Consider the following 19,818-nt stretch of genomic DNA (forward strand, 5'->3'; position numbering starts at 1 on the left):
ACTTTGTCACAAGTTCATGGTGGCACTTTTGAACCCACTACACTGCTCCGGGTCTGATGGGCCATGCGTGATATGGACAGCCAGAACTCACGCCCACTATTTGCCAAGGAGTAACCCATGCACATGCCACGTCGCGGCGCCGCCCTCGTTCTTTCCTGCGGCCTGCTCGCCAGCCTGCCAGCGCTGGCTGCCGACGAGCCGCGTTACAACCAGGTGTCGCTGCGCGCCGAAGTCAGCAAGGAAGTGGCGCGCGACCTGATGGTCGTGACCCTTTACAGCGAAGCGCAGAACACCGACCCGGGCAAGCTCGCCAAGCAGATCACCGAAACCATGAACAAGGCGGTGCAGCAGGCGCGCCAGGTCAAGGACGTGAAAATCAGCCAGGGCAGCCGCAACAGCTACCCGGTGTATGACGCCAAGGGCCAGAAGATCACCGGCTGGCGTGAACGTGCCGAGGTGCGCCTGGAAAGCGCCGACTTCCCGGCCTTGTCCCAGCTCACCGCCGACCTGCTGCAAGACTTGAAGATGGGCGGCATGGACTTCTCCATCGCCCCGGCCACGCGCAAGGCCAGCGAGGATGAACTGCTCAAGGATGCGGTGAACGCCTTCAAGGCCCGTGCGCAGCTGGCCACCGAAGCACTCGGCGGCAAGGGCTACAAGGTGGTGAGCCTGAACCTCAACAGCTCCGGCTACCCGCGCCCTTACCTGCGCAGCGCGCCGATGGCGATGATGGCCAAGGCGGCGGACCAGGCGGCGCCAGCGCCGGATATCGAGGCCGGCACCAGTGAAGTCAGCATGAATGCCGATGGGTTGATCGAAGTACAGATGCCTTGATTCCAACTGTAGGAGCGGGCTTGCCCCGCGAAGACTGGCAATGCGGTGGATGGCACCGGCTTTGCCGGTGTTCGCGGGGCAAGCCCGCTCCTACAAAGAATCTCGCTCTTACACGAATTACGGAAATTTCCTACGCACCAGAGAAGTGCGTCCTACAAACTCCCCCGCTCCGAAATATCTCGTAAAAAGCCATCATTTCGCCCACGCAAACGTTCAACTTCGCTGAAAGTTATACGAATGCGACATCCATGTACGCTCGTACTACTTTTCTGACGCCAACTATCCTCCAGAGTGTTGCATTGGGAATATCCCCTGCATAAGTATCCGCAGGTCGGCTCACGAGGCCACCTCAAATCAAAAATGACAAGAATGAGGCCACCATGCTTAAACACGCAGTCATTCCGTTCCTGCTCGGCGCAGGCCTACTGGCCGGGGCCCCATTGGCCCACGCCGCGTCCAACCTGGTGTTCTGCTCAGAAGGCAGCCCGGCAGGCTTCGACCCGGGGCAATACACCACCGGAACCGACTTCGACGCATCGGCAGAAACCGTGTTCAACCGCCTGACCCAGTTCGAACGTGGCGGCACCGCCGTGATCCCGGGCCTGGCAACCCAGTGGGATGTGGCCGACGACGGCAAGACCTACACCTTCCACCTGCGCGAAGGGGTGAAGTTCCACACCACCGACTACTTCAAGCCCACCCGCGAATTCAACGCCGACGACGTGCTGTTCACCTTCAACCGCATGCTCGACAAGAACCACCCGTTCCGTAAGGCCTACCCCACCGAGTTCCCCTACTTCACCGACATGGGCATGGACAAGAACATCGCCAAGGTGGAGAAAGTCGACGCGCACACCGTCAAGTTCACCCTCAACGAAGTGGACGCCGCGTTCATCCAGAACCTGGCCATGAGCTTCGCCTCGATCCAGTCGGCCGAATACGCCGACCAGTTGCTCAAGGACGGCAAGGCCGCCGATATCAACCAGAAGCCGATCGGCACCGGCCCGTTCGTGTTCAGCAAGTACCAGAAGGACGCGCAAATCCGCTTCAAGGGCAACAAGGACTACTGGAAGCCCGAGGACGTGAAGATCGACAACCTGATCTTCGCCATCACCACCGACGCCTCGGTGCGCATGCAGAAGCTGAAGAAGAACGAGTGTCAGGTCACCCTGTTCCCGCGCCCGGCCGACATCGAGCCGCTCAAGGCCGACAAGAACCTGCAGATGCCGCAGCAGGCCGGCTTCAACCTGGGCTACATCGCCTACAACGTGATGGACAAGATCAAGGGCAGCAACGAGCCCAACCCGATGGCCAAGCTGGAAGTCCGCCAGGCGCTGGACATGGCCGTGGACAAGAAGAAGATCATCGAGTCGGTGTACCAGGGCGCCGGCCAGTTGGCGGTCAATGGCATGCCGCCCACCCAGTGGTCCTATGACACCAGCATCAAGGACGCCCCCTACGACCCGGAAAAGGCCAAGCAACTGCTCAAGCAGGCCGGCATCAAGGAAGGCACCGAGATCACCCTGTGGGCCATGCCCGTGCAGCGCCCCTACAACCCCAATGCCAAGCTGATGGCCGAAATGCTCCAGTCGGACTGGGCCAAGATCGGCATCAAGGCCAAGATCGTCAGCTACGAATGGGGCGAGTACATCAAGCGCTCCAAAGGCGGCGAGCAAGGCGCCATGCTGATTGGCTGGAGCGGCGACAACGGCGACCCGGACAACTGGCTGGGCACCCTGTATGGCTGCGATGCCATCGACGGCAACAACTTTTCCAAGTGGTGCTACAAGCCCTACGACGACCTGATCAAGCAGGCCAAGGCCACCTCCGACCAGGCCAAGCGCACCGAGCTGTACCAGAAGGCCCAGCACATCCTCAAGGAACAGGTGCCGATCACCCCGATCGCCCACTCCACGGTGTACCAGCCGATGAGCGCCAAGGTGAAGGACTTCAAGATCAGCCCGTTCGCGCTGAACGCCTTCTACGGTGTCAGTGTGGATAACTAGGGCCGGTCCCTGGCCCCGCCGAGCCACGGCGGGGTCCACCTCACCGCACACACGCACTCGCCATCTGCCCCGACGCTACCCGCGACGGGGACGGGAAACTGTTGCCGCCATTGGTACCCCGGGGCGGTGAAAACAGCTGGAAAAGGAACCGCCATGCGCCACGTTACTCGCCTTTCGACCCTGCTCGCCGTGGGCCTGCTCAGCCAGGCCCCTGCCCTTCACGCCAAGAACCTGGTGTTCTGCTCCGAAGGCAGCCCCGCCGGCTTCGACACCGCCCAGTACACCAGCGCCACCGACAACGATGCCGCCGAGCCGATCTACAACCGCCTGGTGGAATTCGAACGCGGCGGCACCGCCGTGCAACCGGCCCTGGCAACCCGCTGGGAGGTGTCCGACGATGGCCTGCGCTACACCTTCCACCTGCGCGAAGGCGTGAAGTTCCATGCCAACAAGGCCTTCACCCCCCGCCGCGACTTCAACGCCGACGATGTGCTGTTCACCTTCAACCGCATGCTCGACAAGAACCACCCGTTCCGTAAGGCCTACCCTACCGAGTTTCCCTATTTCATCAGCATGGGCCTGGACAAGAACATCGCCAGCGTCGAGAAAACCGGTCCGCTGAGCGTGGTGTTCACCCTGAACAAGGTCGATGCCGCGTTCATCCAGAACCTGGCGATGAGCTTTGCCTCCATCCTGTCTGCCGAGTATGCCGACCACCTGCTGGCCAGCGGGCGCCCCAGCGACATCAACCAGCAGCCGATCGGCACCGGCCCGTTCGTGTTCCAGCGTTACCAGAAGGACTCGCAGATTCGCTACAAGGGCAACAAGGACTACTGGGCGCCCGAACAGGTGAAGCTCGACAACCTGGTGTTCTCGATCAACACCGACCCTTCGGTGCGCATCCAGAAACTGCGCCGCAACGAATGCCAGGTCACCCTGCACCCGCGCCCGGCCGACCTGCCGGCGCTGCAGGCCGATGGCAAGCTGCAGGTGCTGCAGCAACCGGGCTTCAACCTCGGCTACATCGCCTACAACACCCAGCACCCACCGTTCGACCGCCTGGAAGTGCGCCAGGCCATGGACATGGCGGTCAACAAGCAGGCGATCCTCCAGGCGGTGTACCAGGACTCCGGGCAACGGGCGGTCAACGCCATGCCGCCAACCCAGTGGTCCTATGACAACAGCATCAAGGACGCCCCGTTCGACCCGCAAAAGGCCAGGCAATTGCTGCAGCAGGCCGGGGTCGAGCCGGGCACCGAGATCACCCTGTGGGCCATGCCCGTGCAACGCCCCTACAACCCCAACGCCAAGCTGATGGCCGAAATGCTCCAGGCCGACTGGAACACGCTCGGTTTCAAGGTGCGCATCGTCAGCTACGAATGGGGTGAGTACCTCAAGCGCATGAAAAGCGGCGAACACGACATCGCCCTGATCGGCTGGACCGGCGACAACGGCGACCCGGACAACTGGCTGGGCACCCTTTACAACTGCGATGCCATCGGCAGCAACAACTACTCGCTGTGGTGCGACCCGCAGTACGACCGCCTGGTCAAGCAGGCCAAGCAGGTCACCGACCGCGCGCAGCGCACGGCGCTGTACCAGCAGGCCCAGCAGCGGCTCAAGCAACAGGTGCCGATCACCCCGGTGGCCCATTCCACCGTCAACCAGCCTTTGAGTATCAAGGTGGCCGATTTCAAGGTCAGCCCGTTCGGGCGCAATGACTTTTCCGGCGTGAGTGTCGATTAGGCGATAGCCAGGCCCGGCCTCTTCGCGGGCAAGCCCGCGCCCACACAGGGACCACGTTTCCCCCTGTAGGAGCGGGCTTGCCCCGCGAAGAGGCCAGCAAACCCCACACAACGCCCCCAATTTGGCCCACCACCCCGGGCAACCCTGGCAACACCCCGGCCCACAAGGCCACACCACAACGAACAAAAACAGAAAGGGAGCTTCACCTTGAAAGTATTTACCCTAACCGCATTAGCCCTCGCCACCCTGGCCAGCACCGCCCAGGCCGACCCGCAAAGCCAGGACTACATCCCGTTCAGCCTGAAATCCAGCAGCGAGCAAGACGCCGCCAAAGGCTTCATCGACGGCCAGAGCCTGTCCGGCACCACACGCAACTGGTACGCCCGCGAACGCGCCACCCGCGCACCGCTGTGGAAGTACTACAAGGCCGACGGCACGCGCCACGACACCCACAGCCGCGACAACTGGCTGCAAGGCACCATCCTCAACTACAGCTCCGGCTTCACCCAGGGCACCGTCGGCTTTGCCGTCGAGGCCGCCGGCTACAACGCCATCGCCCTGGAACAGGGCCGTGCGGCGATTGCCGGGCCGAACAACCGCACCCTCACCCACAGCGACGGCGACCCGCTGGGCCAGTGGAGCAAGATGGGCCTGGCCAACGTCAAGGCGCGGGTGTCCAACACCACCCTGACCGTGGGCCGCCAGTCGGTGGACACGCCGATGATCGCCTACATCGGCAACCGCGCCCTGCCGTCGAGCTTCCAGGGCGCGTTCCTGCACAGCGCCGAGTTCGACAACTTGAGCTTCGACCTGGGCACCTTCGACCGCGTCTCGCCACGTACCGAACAGAGCCTGAGCAAGTTTCGCAGTGAATACGGCGCCACCGGTGTCGAAACCGACCGCGCCAGCACCGCCGGCATCAACTACCAGCCGCTCAAGAGCCTGAGCACCAGCCTCTACGCCACCCGGGTCGACGACTTCTGGAACCAGTACTACGTCGGCGCCAACCACGTGCTCGGCGACAGCGCCGTGCTGGCCCTGACCACCGGCCTGAACTACTACAAGACCGTGGACACCGGCAGCAAGAAGATGGGTGACATCGACAACGACACCTACAGCCTGTCGCTGGGCCTGACCCACCAGGCCCACACCCTCACGGCGTCCTGGCAGCAGGTCAACGGCAACGAGTACTTCGACTACCTGCACGAAACCAACGGCATCTACCTGGCCAACTCGCTGCTGTCGGACTTCAACGGCCCCAACGAGAAATCGCTGCAGATTTCCTACGTGCTGAACATGGCGCCCTACGGCGTGCCGGGCCTGAAGTTCAACCTGTACAACGCCCGCGGCTGGGGGATCGACGGCACCCACTACAAGGGCAGCGCCTACGACGTCACCGGCATGGACGGCGAAACCCACTACGAGTGGGGCATCGGCACCAGCTACGCGGTGCAGAGCGGGCCGCTGAAAGACACCAGCATCCGCGCCACCTACACCGCCCACCGGGCCAGCAAGGCCCAGGCCGATGGCAGCCTGGACGAATTGCGCATCGTCACCACCATTCCGTTCAACATTCTCTGACCACTGGCGCCACGGCCCGCGCCAACAACGGGCCGTGGCGGCTACGCTGGAATCAATGCAAGCAGGGAGAACACATGAAATCGCCAATGCTTCGCACCACCCTGGCAGCCTTCATCCTGGCCGCTGCCGGCCAGGTGGCGGCCAAACCGCTGGTGGTGTGCACCGAAGCCAGCCCTGAAGGCTTCGACATCGTCCAGTACACCACCGCCGTCACCGCCGACGCCTCGGCCGAGACGCTGTTCAACCGCCTGGTGGACTTCAAGCCCGGCACCACCGATATCCAGCCGGCCCTGGCCGAACGCTGGGAAACCTCCCCCGACGGCCTGACCTACACCTTTCACCTGCGCCAGGGGGTGAAGTTCCACACCACCGACTACTTCACCCCCACCCGCGACTTCAACGCCGATGACGTGCTGTGGAGCCTGAACCGCCAGCTCGACCCGAAGCACCCCTGGCACGACAAGACCAGCGTTGGCTACCCGTACTTCGACAGCATGGCGTTCAAGCAGCTGCTCAAGTCGGTGAGCAAGGCCGACGACCACACCGTGGTGATTACCCTCACCCGCCCGGAAGCGCCGTTCCTGCGCGACATGGCCATGGCGTTCACCTCGATCTACTCCGCCGAATATGGCGACCAGCTGCTCAAGGCCGGCAAGACGGGCGACCTCAACAGCAAGCCGATCGGCACCGGCCCGTTCATCTTCCAGCGCTACAACAAGGACGCCCAGGTGCGCTTCAAGGCCAACCCGGACTACTTCCGCGGCAAGCCGCCGAGCGAAGCGCTGGTGTTTGCCATCGCCACCGACAGCAACGTGCGCCTGCAGAAGCTGCGCGCCAACGAGTGCCAGGTGGCGCTGTACCCCAAGCCCGATGACGTGCCGTCGATCAAGGCCGACCCCAGGCTCAAGGTCGCCGAGATCGAAGCCTTGGTCACCGGCTACATTGCGATGAACACCGAACACAAGTACCTGAGCGACGTGCGCGTGCGCAAAGCCATCGACATGGCCTTCGACCGCCAGACCCACGTCGACCAGTTGTTCGGCAAGGGCAATGCACTGGTCGGCGTGAACCCCTACCCACCGACCATGATCGGCTACAACACCGACAACAAGAACCCGCCCCGCGACCTGGCCAAGGCCCGCGAACTGCTCAGGCAAGCGGGCGTACCGGACGGCGCGGTGCTCACCCTGTTCACCCGCAACGGCGGTGGCCCGACCAACCCCAACCCGCGCCTTTCCGCCGAGATGCTGCAGGCCGACCTCAAGCAGATCGGCCTAAAGCTGGACATCCGTGTGATGGAGTGGGCCGAGATGCTGCGCCGGGCCAAGAAGGGCGAGGCCGACCTGGTGTCTACCGGCTGGGCCGGCGACAACGGCGACCCCGACAACTTCCTCAGCCCCCTGCTCAGCTGCGATGCCGCCAAGACCGGCGAGAACTATGCGCGCTGGTGCAACCCTAAATTCCAGGAGCTGATTACCCGTGCCCGCGAAGTGATCGACAACGACGAACGCGCCAGGCTCTATGCCGAGGCTTTGAAGGTGTACGATGACGATCAACCCTGGATCAGCATGGCCCATCCGAAGATGTTCACCGCCATGCGTGACAACGTGGAGGGCTACGTGATCAACCCTCTGACCAACAACAACTTCGCCACCACCCGGGTGAAGTAGAACAACAACGATCGCCGGCGACCCACACGGGAACCGGCGGCACCGCCGTAATGGGCTGATCGCCCCACGGCCTGATGAGGTAACCCCGACAATGTTGAGTTTTATTGCCCGGCGCCTTGGCCTGCTGATACCGACCTTCTTCGGTATCACCTTGCTGACCTTCGCGCTCATACGCCTGATCCCCGGCGACCCGGTGGAAGTGATGATGGGCGAGCGCAGGGTCGACCCCGAAATGCACGCCCAGGCCATGGAGCGCCTGGGCCTGAACAAGCCACTGCCGGCCCAGTATGTGGATTACGTCGGCAAGCTGGCCCACGGCGACCTTGGCGAATCGCTGCGCACCCGCGAAAGCGTGTGGACCGAGTTCCTGACCCTGTTCCCCGCCACCCTGGAGCTGGCCATGGCCGCGCTGTTGTTCGCAGGCGTGGTCGGCCTGCTGGCCGGGGTGATTGCCGCGCTCAAGCGCGGTTCGCTGTTCGACCATGGGGTGATGGGCATATCCCTGGCGGGCTATTCGATGCCGATTTTCTGGTGGGGCCTGATCCTGATCATGTTCTTCTCGGTGAGCCTGGGCTGGACCCCGGTGTCCGGGCGTATCGACCTGCTCTATGACATCGAGCCAAAAACCGGCTTCATGCTCATCGACACCCTGCTCAGCGACGAGGAAGGCGCGTTCAAGGACGCGGTGATGCACCTGATCCTGCCGGCAATCGTACTCGGCACCATCCCGCTGGCGGTGATCGCCCGCATGACCCGCTCCTCGATGCTGGAAGTGCTGCGCGAGGACTACATCCGCACCGCCCGCGCCAAGGGCCTGTCCCCGGCCCGGGTGGTGTTCGTGCATGGCCTGCGCAATGCGCTGATCCCGGTACTGACCGTGTTCGGCCTGCAGGTCGGCACGCTGCTGGCCGGCGCCGTGCTGACCGAAACCATCTTCTCCTGGCCGGGCATCGGCAAATGGCTGATCGAAGCCATCGGCGCCCGTGACTACCCCGTGGTCCAGAACGGCATCCTGTTGATCGCCTGCCTGGTGATCCTGGTCAACTTCGTCGTGGATATCCTCTACGGCCTGGCCAACCCACGCATCCGTCATCAGCGCTGAGGCCTTCGCCATGACTACCCCGATTGCAAAATCCGTCACGCCGGCAAGCCCGGTGGACCAGAGCCTGCTCTACCCCTCGCCGTACAAGGAATTCTGGCAGGCCTTCGCCCGCAACAAGGGCGCAGTAATGGGCCTGGCCTTCATGTGCCTGGTGGTGTTCTGCGCACTGTTCGCGCCATGGGTCGCCCCGCATGACCCCAGCGAGCAGTACCGCGACTTCCTGCTGACCCCGCCGGTGTGGCTGGACGGCGGCACCTGGCAATTCATCCTCGGCACCGACGAGTTGGGCCGCGACCTGCTGTCGCGGCTGATCCAGGGCGCACGGCTGTCACTGCTGATCGGCCTGTCGTCGGTGGTGATCTCGCTGATTCCGGGCATCCTGCTGGGCCTTCTGGCCGGCTTCTTCCCGCAGGTGCTGGGCCCCTCGATCATGCGCCTGATGGACGTGATGCTGGCGCTGCCATCGCTGCTGCTGGCCGTGGCCATCGTCGCCATCCTCGGCCCAGGCCTGATCAACACCGTGATCGCCATTGCCATCGTGTCCCTGCCTTCCTACGTGCGCCTGACCCGCGCCGCGGTGATGGGCGAGCTGAACCGCGACTATGTGACCGCCGCCCGCCTGGCCGGTGCCGGGCTGCCCCGGCTGATGTTCGTCACCGTGCTGCCCAACTGCATGGCGCCGCTGATCGTGCAGGCCACCTTGAGCTTTTCCTCGGCGATTCTCGACGCCGCCGCCCTGGGCTTCCTGGGCCTTGGCGTACAGCCACCAACCCCGGAGTGGGGCACCATGCTGGCCTCGGCCCGCGACTACATCGAGCGCGCCTGGTGGGTGGTAAGCCTGCCCGGCCTGACCATTTTGCTCAGTGTGCTGGCAATCAACCTGATGGGCGACGGCCTGCGCGATGCGCTGGACCCGAAACTCAAGAACGCCGCCTGAGGAGAACGCCATGTCACTGTTGCAGATCAACAACCTGAATGTGCGCTTCGGCGACGCCAACGCGGTGCCTGTGGTCGACGGCCTGGACCTGGCCGTGGACGCCGGCGAGATCCTGGCCATCGTAGGTGAGTCTGGCTCGGGCAAGTCGGTCACCATGATGGCCCTGATGGGCCTGATCGATGCCCCCGGGCGCATCACGGCCGATGCCCTGACCTTCGACGGCACCGACATGCTCAAGCTCAGCGGCCGCCAGCGGCGCAAGGTGGTGGGCAAGGACATCGCCATGGTCTTCCAGGACCCGATGACCGCCCTGAACCCCAGCTACACGGTCGGCTACCAGATCGAGGAAGTGCTGCGCCAGCACCTGGGCCTCAAGGGCAAGGCGGCGCGCCAGCGTGCCTTGGAGCTGTTGAAGAAAGTCGAGATCCCGGCTGCCGAAAGCCGCCTGGACGCCTACCCGCACCAGCTGTCCGGTGGCATGAGCCAGCGCGTGGCGATCGCCATGGCGATTGCCGGCGAGCCCAAGCTGCTGATTGCCGACGAGCCCACCACAGCGCTGGACGTGACCATCCAGGCGCAGATCATGGAACTGCTGGTGAACCTGCAGAAGGAGCGCAACATGGCGCTCATCCTGATCACCCACGACCTGGCCGTGGTCGCCGAAACCGCCAAGCGGGTGTGCGTGATGTACGCAGGCCAAGCCGTGGAAGTGGGCCAGGTGCCCGAGCTGTTCGATGTGCCCGCCCACCCCTACAGCGAAGCGCTGCTGGCGGCGATTCCCGAGCACAGCATTGGCGCCGAGCGCCTGGCCACCCTGCCCGGCATCGTGCCGGGCCGCTACGACCGGCCGGTGGGCTGCCTGCTGTCACCGCGCTGCCCGTATGTGCAGGACAACTGCCGGCGCCAGCGCCCGTCCCTCGATCCCCAGGTCCATGGCCTGGTGCGTTGCTTCTACCCGCTGAACCAGGAGGTGGCGTGATGGCCGTCGTTCTCACTGCCCGGGAACTGACCCGGCATTACGAAGTGTCTCGCGGGCTGTTCAAGGGCCATGCCACGGTGCGCGCGCTCAATGGCGTGTCGTTCGAACTGGAGGCTGGCAAGACCTTGGCGGTGGTGGGCGAATCCGGTTGCGGCAAGTCGACCCTGGCGCGGGCCCTGACCCTGATCGAGGAGCCTTCTTCCGGCTCGCTGCAAATTGCCGGCACCGAGGTCAAGGGCGCCAGCAAGACCGAGCGCAAGCAACTGCGCCGCGACGTGCAGATGGTGTTCCAAAGCCCCTACGCCTCGCTCAACCCGCGGCAGAAGATCGGCGACCAGCTGGCTGAGCCGCTGTTGATCAACACCTCGCTGAGCAAGGCCGAACGCCGCGAGAAAGTGCAGAAGATGATGGAGCAGGTAGGCCTGCGCCCCGAGCATTACCAACGCTACCCGCACATGTTCTCCGGTGGCCAGCGCCAGCGCATCGCCCTGGCCCGGGCAATGATGCTGCAACCGAAGGTGCTGGTGGCCGATGAGCCGACCTCGGCGCTGGACGTGTCGATCCAGGCCCAGGTGCTGAACCTGTTCATGGACCTGCAGAAGGAGTTCAACACCGCCTACGTGTTCATTTCGCACAACCTGGCGGTGGTGCGGCATGTGGCGGATCAGGTGCTGGTGATGTACCTCGGGCGGCCGGTGGAGATGGGGCCCAAGGAGGATATCTACGACAAGCCTCTGCATCCGTATACCCAGGCATTGCTGTCGGCGACGCCGGCGATTCACCCGGACCCGTTGAAGCCGAAGATTCGCATTGCCGGGGAGTTGCCTAACCCGCTGAACCCGCCGGATGGGTGCGCGTTTCACAAACGCTGCCCGCATGCGACCGAGCGCTGTGCTGCCGAGGTGCCGGTGTTGCGGCAGGTGAGCAGCCGGCAGGTGGCTTGCCATTATGCCGAGCAGTTTCTCTAGGCGTTAGATTGCGGGGCTGCTGTGCAGCCCATCGCGACCTGCGGTCGCTCCTACCAAAAACCGCGATCAACATGATGATCCCTGGTAGGAGCGACCGCAGGTCGCGAAGGGCCGCAAAGCGGCCCCGTATTTCAATGCATGAAAATCGCGATCAGGATGATGACGGGAATAGGCACCCCAAGCATCCACAGCAGTAATGAGCGCATGTCGGTTCTCCTGGCTTAACGTTGAACGGTACGGTGAGTCACATATTCTCCTTCCAGCCACAGCACGTGGTCGCGACGACGGCCACCGAACAGCGCTGCAAGGCTTGCGAAGAACGCGCCGCACAGCAGCGCGACAAAGGTCCACAGGGCTGTCCACGCGGCCACCTTGGCTGCCTTGTCAGCCGCCTGCTTGGCATCCACTTTCAGCTGCTGCACCTGGGCCATCACCTGGTCGACGCGCGCCTCTGCTTCCGGCACGGTCAGGCGGGTGCGCTGTGCTACCAGTTGCGCAAGGTAGGCACGGTCCTCTGCCGGCAAGGCACCGTCACTGGCAAAGCCCTTGGCCAAGATGCGCGCGGCTACGCCGTTGGCCGCATCCTCGCTCACCGGTGCAGGCCCGTCGCCACGGAACAGGCTGTCGACGAAATACCCCATCGAATTGCTGTTCTTGTCTGCGGCTGCGGCGCCCCCTGCGGCGGCTGTGACAGTCGCTGCCTGCGACGCCGCACTAGCGCCCGCACCGACCAGATTGCCCGCGGTTCCCAGTACCAGCATCGCTGCCACCAGGGTCGCCACCGCCCAGGACAGGAAGCCGTGTGCAGTGTCGCGGAAATACACCTCATCGCCATGCAGGTTCGCCCACTTCACCCGTAACCGGCCCGACATGTAGCCACCCAGGCCCGAGGCGATGATCTGCGTGAGCAGCAGCCAGACGATGGTGGAAATGCCCAAGGCCTTGGCGCTCGCACCTTCACCGGCCCAAGGGGAGGTGGCTGCAAAGCCCAATCCCGCCCCCAGCACCACAAGGATCAGGGACAAGGCAGCGGCCGCGGCAGCACCAGCGAAGATCGCCGCCCAGGACACGCCTGAGCGGCTTTGGGAATCGACAACGGGGTAGTCGGCAGAGGGGATCATGATGTGTTCGCCTGTATTTGGGTTGTTAGCGAGAATTCCATTCGCGCAGTAACCATTGCAGCGGCTATGCCAGTTGTGACAAAAAATGACATTAAAGAAAATCAATGAGTTAGCACTCAAGATCGCATCACAACCGTGCAAAATGCGCGAATCGCCAATCTGCATCAGGTGTTCTGCATTCTTGTCCACGCCCCGAAGCCAAGGCATGATTCGCTCATGACCCTGCCCGACACCCCCGCCCAGACCCCGCTCACCGCCGACACCGTGCTGCGCTACCACCTGTGCTGGAAACACCGCGACCTCGACGGCGTGATCGCGCTTTACCACCCCGAGGTGCAGTACCACGATTTCTTCCAGAACCGCGTGCTCGGCCATGGCGAACTGCGCGACTACGTGCGCGCCTGCCTGCCCCGTGAAGCGGGCGAGGACATCGTCCACAGCGACCGCATCCGCGTCGACGGCTGCACGGCGTTCATCCAGTACCAGGTCACGGTGCAGGGCGGTGACGGCCTGGTGGCGTTCCAGTCCAGCGAAGCGATCACCGTCAAGGACGGCCTGATCTGGCGGGTCAACGAGTACGCCACCCTGGTGCGTCAGGGCGGCCAGGGCCTGGCCAGCAGCGGCCCGCGCCCTGCCACCAGCCGCCTTGGGCTGTCGCCACGGCAACTGTCGACCATGGCCCAGGACCTGGAGCACTACTTCCTGCGCCAGCGCCCCTACCTAGACCCGGAACTGGACCTGCAGCAAGTGGCCGACGCCAGCGGCTACAGCCGCAACCAGATCTCCTACCTGCTCAACCAGGTGCTGGGGCAAAGCTTCTACCGCTACGTCAACCAGGCGCGCCTGCAGCACCTGATGGCCAGCCTCGACGACGACAGCGTCGAAGCGCCCATCGACGAGCTGGCGTTCAACGCCGGCTTCAATTCGCTGTCGGCGTTCTACAAGTGCTTCCGCGAACACACAGGCCTCACCCCCAAGGCTTACCTCAAGCAAATTTCCCTGCGTGCACGCACGTAAGACAGCCATCGGCCAACCCTTCTAGGATCGCCCACAGACCTTGACGGATGTGGAGCAAAACCCGATGCAACCCCTGCGCACGCTCAGCCTGTGGATGGACCAGCTCGACGAGCCGCTGTGTGCGCGGCCGGCCCTGCGCCAGGACCTTGAAGTCGATGTGTGCATCATCGGCGCCGGCTACACGGGCCTGTGGACGGCCTACTACCTCAAGCGCCAGGCGCCGCAGCTGAACATCGCGGTGATCGAGGGCAACATTGCAGGCTTCGGCGCCTCTGGGCGCAACGGCGGTTGGCTGATGGGCAACCTGCTGGGCGAAGACCGCCTGCTCGCCACCCTGTCGCCGCAACAGCGCCGCGCCAGCATCGACTTGCTGCATGGAATTCCCGATGAAGTGCACAGCGTGCTGCAACGCGAAGGCATCGACTGCGACTACCGCAAAGGCGGCGTGCTGTACTGCGCCGCACGCTACCCCGAGCAGGAGCGCAGCCTGCGGGCCTACCTCGACGACCTCTACCGCCAGGGCATGACCGAGGACGACTACCGCTGGTTGCGCCCTGAGCAGCTGGATGCGCAGCTTCGCGTCAGCAATGCCTATGGCGCCATCTACAGCCCGCACACCGCGACCATCCACCCGGCCAAGCTGGCCCGTGGCCTGGCCCGGGCGGTGCAAGCGCTGGGCGTGCCCATCTACGAAAACACCCCGGCCGTCGATTGGCAGCCCGGTGAAGTGCGTTCGCCGCTGGCGCGCATCCGCTGCCAGTGGATGGTGCCCGCCGTCGAGGGTTACGCCGCCAGCCTGCCGCCCTTGGGCAAGCACCAGTTGCCGGTGCAGAGCCTGCTGGTGGCCACCGAGCCGCTGCCGGAATCCACCTGGGAACAGATCGGCCTTTCCCAGGGCCAGGCCTTCAGCGAAAGCAGCCGCCAGGTCACCTACGGCCAGCGCACGGCCGACAACCGCCTGGTATTCGGCGCCCGTGGCGGTTACCGCTTCGGCGGCCGCCTGCGCGAGCAGTTCAATTTGAACGAGCAGGAGATCGAGCTGCGCCGTTACCTGTTCGGCGAGCTGTTCCCGCAGCTCAAGCACGCCCGCATCACCCATTCCTGGGGCGGCAACCTGGGCATGGCGCGGCGCTTTCGCCCGCACATGCTGTGTGACCGCCAACGCGGCATTGCCCTGGCCGGCGGCTATGGCGGCGAAGGGGTGGGCGCCACCAACCTCGCTGGCCGCACCCTGACGGCGTTGATGCTCAACCAGCACAACGCCCTGACCGCGCAGCCCTGGGTGCTCGACAACCGCCCACTGTCGAGCCTGGCCAGCTGGCCGCCCGAGCCGTGCCGCTGGCTGGGCTACAACGCGATCATCCAGAGTTTCGTCCACGAGGACCGGACCCTCGCCAACCCCGCCAGCGCGCCCTGGAGGCGGCGCCTGGCCAGCTCGCTAGCGGACTTCATGGAAGGCTTCATGCACTGATTTCCCTAACCCCGATACAGGATCCACCGGCCATGAGCATCACCCAGTTCAAACACACAGACAGCGCCGTGCTCGACAGTTCCAGCCCGGTCGCGGTGCCCCTCGGCGAGCCTGTCGCGGTGACCTCGGTCACCTGCGTGGAACGCAGCGACGGCGTCGAAACCGGCATCTGGGAGTGCACCCCCGGGCGCTGGCGGCGGCAGATCGTGCAGCAGGAGTTCTGCCATTTCATCAAGGGCCGTTGCACCTTCACCCCAGACGGTGGCGAGCCCCTGGTCATAGAAGCCGGAGACGCCCTGATGCTACCGGCCAACAGCACTGGCACCTGGGATATCCAGGAAACCGTGCGCAAGACCTACGTACTGATTTTCTGATCCGCTGATCGCCTGCCTTCGATAACAACAGACAAAGCAAGGTAAACCCGACATGCGCACGCTCCTCCTCGCCCCCCTGATGCTGGCCGCCAGCATCGCCAGCGCCGCCGAAACGGTGAAGATCTACAACTGGTCCAGCTACGTCGCCCCCGACACGCTGAAAAACTTCCAGCAGGCCAGCGGCATCGTGCCGACCTACGACGTGTACGACAGCAACGAAACCCTCGACGGCAAGCTGATGACCGGCAACTCTGGCTACGACGTGGTGTTTCCTTCCAACCACTTCATGGCCCGGCAGATCCAGGGCAAGGCCCTCAAGCGCCTGGACAAGTCGCAGTTGCCCAACTGGCACAACCTCAACCCGGTGCTGCTCAAGGCGCTGGAGGTCAACGACCCGGGCAACCAGTACGGCTTTCCGTACCTGTGGGGCAGCACCGGCATTGGCTACAACATCGACAAGGTCAAGGCAGTGCTAGGCGATAACGCGCCGGTAGACTCCTGGGACCTGATCTTCAAGCCTGAATACATGAGCAAGCTGAAAAGCTGCGGCGTCGCCGTGCTCGACAACGGCCCCGAGTTGCTACCGATCGCCCTGCACTACCTAGGCTTGCCGCACCACAGCCAGAACCCGGCCGACTACGACAAGGCCAAGGCGCTGCTGATGCAGGTGCGGCCGTACATCAGCTACTTCCATTCCTCGAAGTACACCGGCGACCTGGCCAATGGCGATATCTGCGTGGTGGTGGGGTTCTCGGGCGATGTGCTGCAGGCGAAGAACCGCGCCGAAGAGGCCAGGAACGGGGTGAAGGTGGGGTATTCGATCCCCAAGGAGGGTGCGCCGATGTGGTTCGACATGGTGGCCATGCCCGCCGATGCGCCGGATGAGAAAGCCGGGTATGCCTACATGAACTACCTGCTTGAGCCGCAGGTGATGGCCAATATCAGCAACCACGTGCAGTACGCCAACGGCAACCTCAAGGCAGACGGCCTGGTGGAGCCAGCGATGAAGGGCAATACGATGATTTACCCGAGCGAGGATGTGATGGGCAAGCTGTATGCCCTGGAGGCGATGCCGGCGAAGATCGACCGTATCAGGACGCGGATCTGGACCAGTATCAAGGCCGGGAATTGAAATGGGGCCGCTTTGCGGCCCCCGTTTCACTGATTAATGGTGCTCGCGGGTAGCGCGGAACTTGATGTCCGGCCAGCGCTCTTCCATCAGCGCCAGGTTGACCCGGGTCGGCGCCAGGTAGGTCAGGTGGCCGCCACCGTCGATGGCCAGGTTTTCCATGGCCTTGTTCTGGAATTCCTCAAGTTTCTTCTTGTCGTCACAGGCGATCCAGCGCGCCGACCACACGGTGATCGGCTCGTAGGCGCACTCGACCTTGTACTCTTCCTTCAGGCGGCTGGCGACCACGTCGAACTGCAGCACACCGACCGCACCGAGGATGATGTCGTTGCTGCGCTCGGGGAAGAACACCTGGGTCGCGCCCTCTTCTGCCAGCTGCTGCAGGCCCTGGCGCAGTTGCTTGGATTTCAGCGGGTCTTTCAGGCGCACGCGGCGGAACAATTCCGGGGCGAAGTGCGGAATACCGGTGAAGCCCAGCGCCTCGCCTTCGGTGAAGGTATCGCCGATCTGGATGGTGCCGTGGTTGTGCAAGCCGATGATGTCGCCAGCGAAGGCCTCTTCCAGCTGCTCACGCTCGGACGAGAAGAAGGTCAGCGCATCGCCGATGCGCAGGTCCTTGTTCAAGCGCACATGGCGCATCTTCATGCCCTTCTCGTACTTGCCCGAGCAGATGCGCATGAAGGCGATGCGGTCGCGGTGTTTCGGGTCCATGTTCGCCTGGATCTTGAACACGAAGCCGGTGAACTTCTCCTCGACCGGCTCCACGGTACGCTCGTGGGCGACACGGCCCAGCGGGCGCGGCGCCCAATCGACCACCGCGTCGAGCACGTGGTCGACGCCGAAGTTGCCAAGCGCAGTACCGAAGAACACCGGGGTCAGCTGACCGTTGATGAACTCGTCCTGGTCGAACTCATGGCAGGCACCTTGCACCAGCTCCAGCTGCTCGACGAACGAATCGTACTGGTCGCCCAGGTGGGCACGGGCTTCGTCGGAGTCCAGTTTCTGGATGATCTTCGCTTCGGTGCGCTCGTGGCCGTGGCCCGGGGTGTAGACGATGATGTAGTCACCGGTGAGGTGGTACACGCCCTTGAAGTCGCGGTAGCAACCAATCGGCCAGGTGATGGGCGCCGCCTTGATCTTCAATACCGCTTCGATCTCGTCGAGCAGTTCGATCGGGTCGCGGATGTCACGGTCGAGTTTGTTGATGAAGCTGACGATCGGCGTGTCGCGCAGGCGGCACACGTCCATCAGGGCGATGGTCCGCGGCTCTACACCTTTACCGCCGTCGAGCACCATCAGCGCCGAGTCCACCGCGGTCAGGGTACGGTAGGTGTCTTCGGAGAAGTCTTCGTGGCCGGGGGTGTCGAGCAGGTTGATCATGTGCTCGCGGTACGGGAACTGCATCACCGAGGTGGTGATGGAGATGCCGCGCTGCTTCTCCATTTCCATCCAGTCGGAGGTGGCGTGGCGGTCGGACTTGCGCGACTTCACGGTACCGGCGACGGCAATGGCCTTGCCCATCAGCAGCAGCTTCTCGGTGATGGTGGTCTTACCGGCGTCGGGGTGGGAAATGATTGCGAAAGTGCGGCGCTTCGCGACTTCGGCGGCCTGGTTGGTCATGGGAAATCGCCTGACTGGGGGATTTAAAAGGGGCGATATCATACCTGAACTTGGGCCTGGACCAAAATCGGCCGCATCAGCGGTTGCAGGCCCGGCCTCTTCGCGGGGCAAGCCCGCTCCTACAGGTTGACGATCCCCTTGTAGGAGCGGGCTTGCCCCGCGAAGAGGCCGGACCTGCAAACGAATTCAGCAAACAATCGCTTTATCACGACAAAAGGCCACAGGGCAGTTATTTCAACGCCTACAGCGCATTAACCCGCTGTTTTCTCGCGCCAGATTTCCACCTCCCCAGTGATTAACGCTGGCCAAATGCCGCCTCAGATGGGAACCTTTACGCCCACGGAGACGTCCACTCCCCTGCAACCCGCTTCGGTTGGGGACTGGTTTCATCAGCATTTTCGGGCCCGACGGGGTTCGGCTCATGGCCTGATCGCAGCCTTCGGTTGCTTCACGCTGCTACTCGCGAACACACCACCTGCCGCCAGGATTGGCCGGCTACCAAGAAGTGTGCTCGCCGACAACACAAGGAGTCCGCCTGTGGCTAAACGCTACGGAAAGGGGCTGTTGGGATGCGCCACCGTGCTCGTCATCCTGGCCCTGCTGGTCCACTGGATCGGCATCGACACGATCGCGCGGTATCGCGACGATCTTGGGTTCTACCTGCAAGCGCACCTGGTACTGGTGCTGGCTTCGATGGCGGCGGCGTTGGCCGTGGGCATCCCCGCTGGCATTGCCTTGAGTCGACCGCACCGGGTCGACAAAGCCGAGCGCTTCATGCAGTTCTTCAACGTTGGCAACACCATTCCCCCCCTGGCCGTTCTGGCCATCGCCCTGAGTATCCTGGGCATCGGCGCCGGGCCCGCGATCTTCGCGCTGTTCCTCGCCTCCCTCCTGCCCATCGTGCGCAACACCTACGAGGGCCTGAAAAATGTCCCCGCCTCGCTCAAGGAAGCCGCCACCGGCATCGGCATGACCCCGCGCCAGCAACTCTGGCAGGTGGAGCTGCCCAACGCCGTGCCGATCATCGTTGGCGGTGTGCGCGTGGCCCTGGCGCTGAACGTCGGCACCGCACCGCTGGCCTTCCTGATCGGCGCCAACAGCCTGGGCAGCCTGATCTTCCCCGGCATCGCCCTGAACAACCAACCGCAGCTGCTGCTCGGCGCCGCCTGCACCGCCCTGCTGGCGCTGGCGCTGGATGCGGCGGTGAGTTTCGCCAGCAAGCGCTGGCTGGAACGTGGCCTGGCGGGATAACGAGAGGGAACC

At 63.8% G+C, this 19,818-nt stretch carries 16 protein-coding genes; 14 read left to right on the forward strand and 2 right to left on the reverse strand.

All coding sequences use genetic code 11. From position 1 onward, the window contains the following. Positions 1 to 117 precede the first annotated feature (117 nt). The 9 genes from F3J45_RS09115 (at position 118) to F3J45_RS09155 (ending at position 11,823) form a co-directional block, all read left to right on the forward strand. Positions 118 to 834 (forward strand): SIMPL domain-containing protein, encoded by a 717-nt coding sequence (locus F3J45_RS09115; RefSeq protein ID WP_167060585.1) that lies wholly within the window; start codon positions 118 to 120, stop codon positions 832 to 834. 380 nt (positions 835 to 1,214) lie between these two features. Next, entirely contained in the window at positions 1,215 to 2,840 is a 1,626-nt protein-coding gene (locus F3J45_RS09120; protein WP_167060588.1) for an ABC transporter substrate-binding protein, read from the forward strand. Between the two features lie 153 nt (positions 2,841 to 2,993). Beyond that, positions 2,994 to 4,586, forward strand: coding sequence for an ABC transporter substrate-binding protein (locus F3J45_RS09125; protein WP_167060591.1), 1,593 nt, complete (start codon positions 2,994 to 2,996; stop codon positions 4,584 to 4,586). Positions 4,587 to 4,793: 207 nt separating this feature from the next. Beyond that, positions 4,794 to 6,167: an OprD family porin gene (locus F3J45_RS09130; protein ID WP_167060594.1), complete on the forward strand. Its 1,374-nt coding sequence runs from the start codon at positions 4,794 to 4,796 to the stop codon at positions 6,165 to 6,167. A gap of 74 nt (positions 6,168 to 6,241) precedes the next feature. Continuing rightward, entirely contained in the window at positions 6,242 to 7,837 is a 1,596-nt protein-coding gene (locus F3J45_RS09135) for an ABC transporter substrate-binding protein (protein WP_167060597.1), read from the forward strand. Positions 7,838 to 7,928: 91 nt separating this feature from the next. Then, a complete protein-coding gene (locus F3J45_RS09140; RefSeq protein WP_167060600.1) occupies positions 7,929 to 8,939 on the forward strand; it encodes an ABC transporter permease subunit in 1,011 nt (336 codons plus the stop codon). 10 nt (positions 8,940 to 8,949) lie between these two features. Then, positions 8,950 to 9,876, forward strand: a complete 927-nt coding sequence (locus tag F3J45_RS09145) for an ABC transporter permease subunit (RefSeq protein WP_167060603.1) — start codon at positions 8,950 to 8,952, stop codon at positions 9,874 to 9,876. Positions 9,877 to 9,886: 10 nt separating this feature from the next. Beyond that, the gene (locus tag F3J45_RS09150; protein ID WP_167060606.1) at positions 9,887 to 10,855 is read left to right on the forward strand and encodes an ABC transporter ATP-binding protein; all 969 of its coding nucleotides are present in this window, start codon (positions 9,887 to 9,889) and stop codon (positions 10,853 to 10,855) included. Further along, the gene (locus tag F3J45_RS09155; protein ID WP_167060609.1) at positions 10,855 to 11,823 is read left to right on the forward strand and encodes a peptide ABC transporter ATP-binding protein; all 969 of its coding nucleotides are present in this window, start codon (positions 10,855 to 10,857) and stop codon (positions 11,821 to 11,823) included. Before F3J45_RS09150 ends, F3J45_RS09155 begins: the two co-directional genes overlap by 1 nt. Before the next feature lie 221 nt (positions 11,824 to 12,044). On the opposite strand, the gene F3J45_RS09160 is transcribed toward F3J45_RS09155, so the two are convergent. Beyond that, positions 12,045 to 13,133, reverse strand: a complete 1,089-nt coding sequence (locus F3J45_RS09160) for a hypothetical protein (protein WP_370526363.1) — start codon at positions 13,131 to 13,133, stop codon at positions 12,045 to 12,047. A gap of 27 nt (positions 13,134 to 13,160) precedes the next feature. Between F3J45_RS09160 and F3J45_RS09165 the strand changes: the two genes are divergently transcribed. The 4 genes from F3J45_RS09165 to F3J45_RS09180 all read left to right on the forward strand — a co-directional run bounded on the left by F3J45_RS09165 (position 13,161) and on the right by F3J45_RS09180 (position 16,938). Beyond that, entirely contained in the window at positions 13,161 to 13,961 is an 801-nt protein-coding gene (locus tag F3J45_RS09165) for a nuclear transport factor 2 family protein (RefSeq protein WP_167060612.1), read from the forward strand. Between the two features lie 64 nt (positions 13,962 to 14,025). Then, positions 14,026 to 15,432 carry an FAD-binding oxidoreductase gene (locus F3J45_RS09170; RefSeq protein WP_167060616.1) on the forward strand — a complete coding sequence of 469 codons (1,407 nt, stop codon included), beginning with the start codon at positions 14,026 to 14,028 and terminating at the stop codon, positions 15,430 to 15,432. A 32-nt stretch (positions 15,433 to 15,464) separates the two neighbouring features. Continuing rightward, a complete protein-coding gene (locus F3J45_RS09175; protein WP_167060620.1) occupies positions 15,465 to 15,806 on the forward strand; it encodes a cupin domain-containing protein in 342 nt (113 codons plus the stop codon). A gap of 52 nt (positions 15,807 to 15,858) precedes the next feature. Beyond that, positions 15,859 to 16,938, forward strand: coding sequence for a polyamine ABC transporter substrate-binding protein (locus tag F3J45_RS09180; protein WP_167060623.1), 1,080 nt, complete (start codon positions 15,859 to 15,861; stop codon positions 16,936 to 16,938). Between the two features lie 33 nt (positions 16,939 to 16,971). On the opposite strand, the gene F3J45_RS09185 is transcribed toward F3J45_RS09180, so the two are convergent. Further along, positions 16,972 to 18,555 (reverse strand): peptide chain release factor 3, encoded by a 1,584-nt coding sequence (locus F3J45_RS09185; protein ID WP_167060626.1) that lies wholly within the window; start codon positions 18,553 to 18,555, stop codon positions 16,972 to 16,974. A gap of 537 nt (positions 18,556 to 19,092) precedes the next feature. Here F3J45_RS09185 and F3J45_RS09190 point away from each other — a divergent pair. Beyond that, on the forward strand, positions 19,093 to 19,806 hold the full coding sequence (locus F3J45_RS09190; protein WP_167060629.1) for an ABC transporter permease: 714 nt from the start codon (positions 19,093 to 19,095) through the stop codon (positions 19,804 to 19,806). Positions 19,807 to 19,818 lie beyond the last annotated feature (12 nt).

It is taken from the genome of Pantoea sp. Ap-967 (assembly GCF_011752565.1).
In the GTDB taxonomy this organism is placed as follows: domain Bacteria; phylum Pseudomonadota; class Gammaproteobacteria; order Pseudomonadales; family Pseudomonadaceae; genus Aquipseudomonas.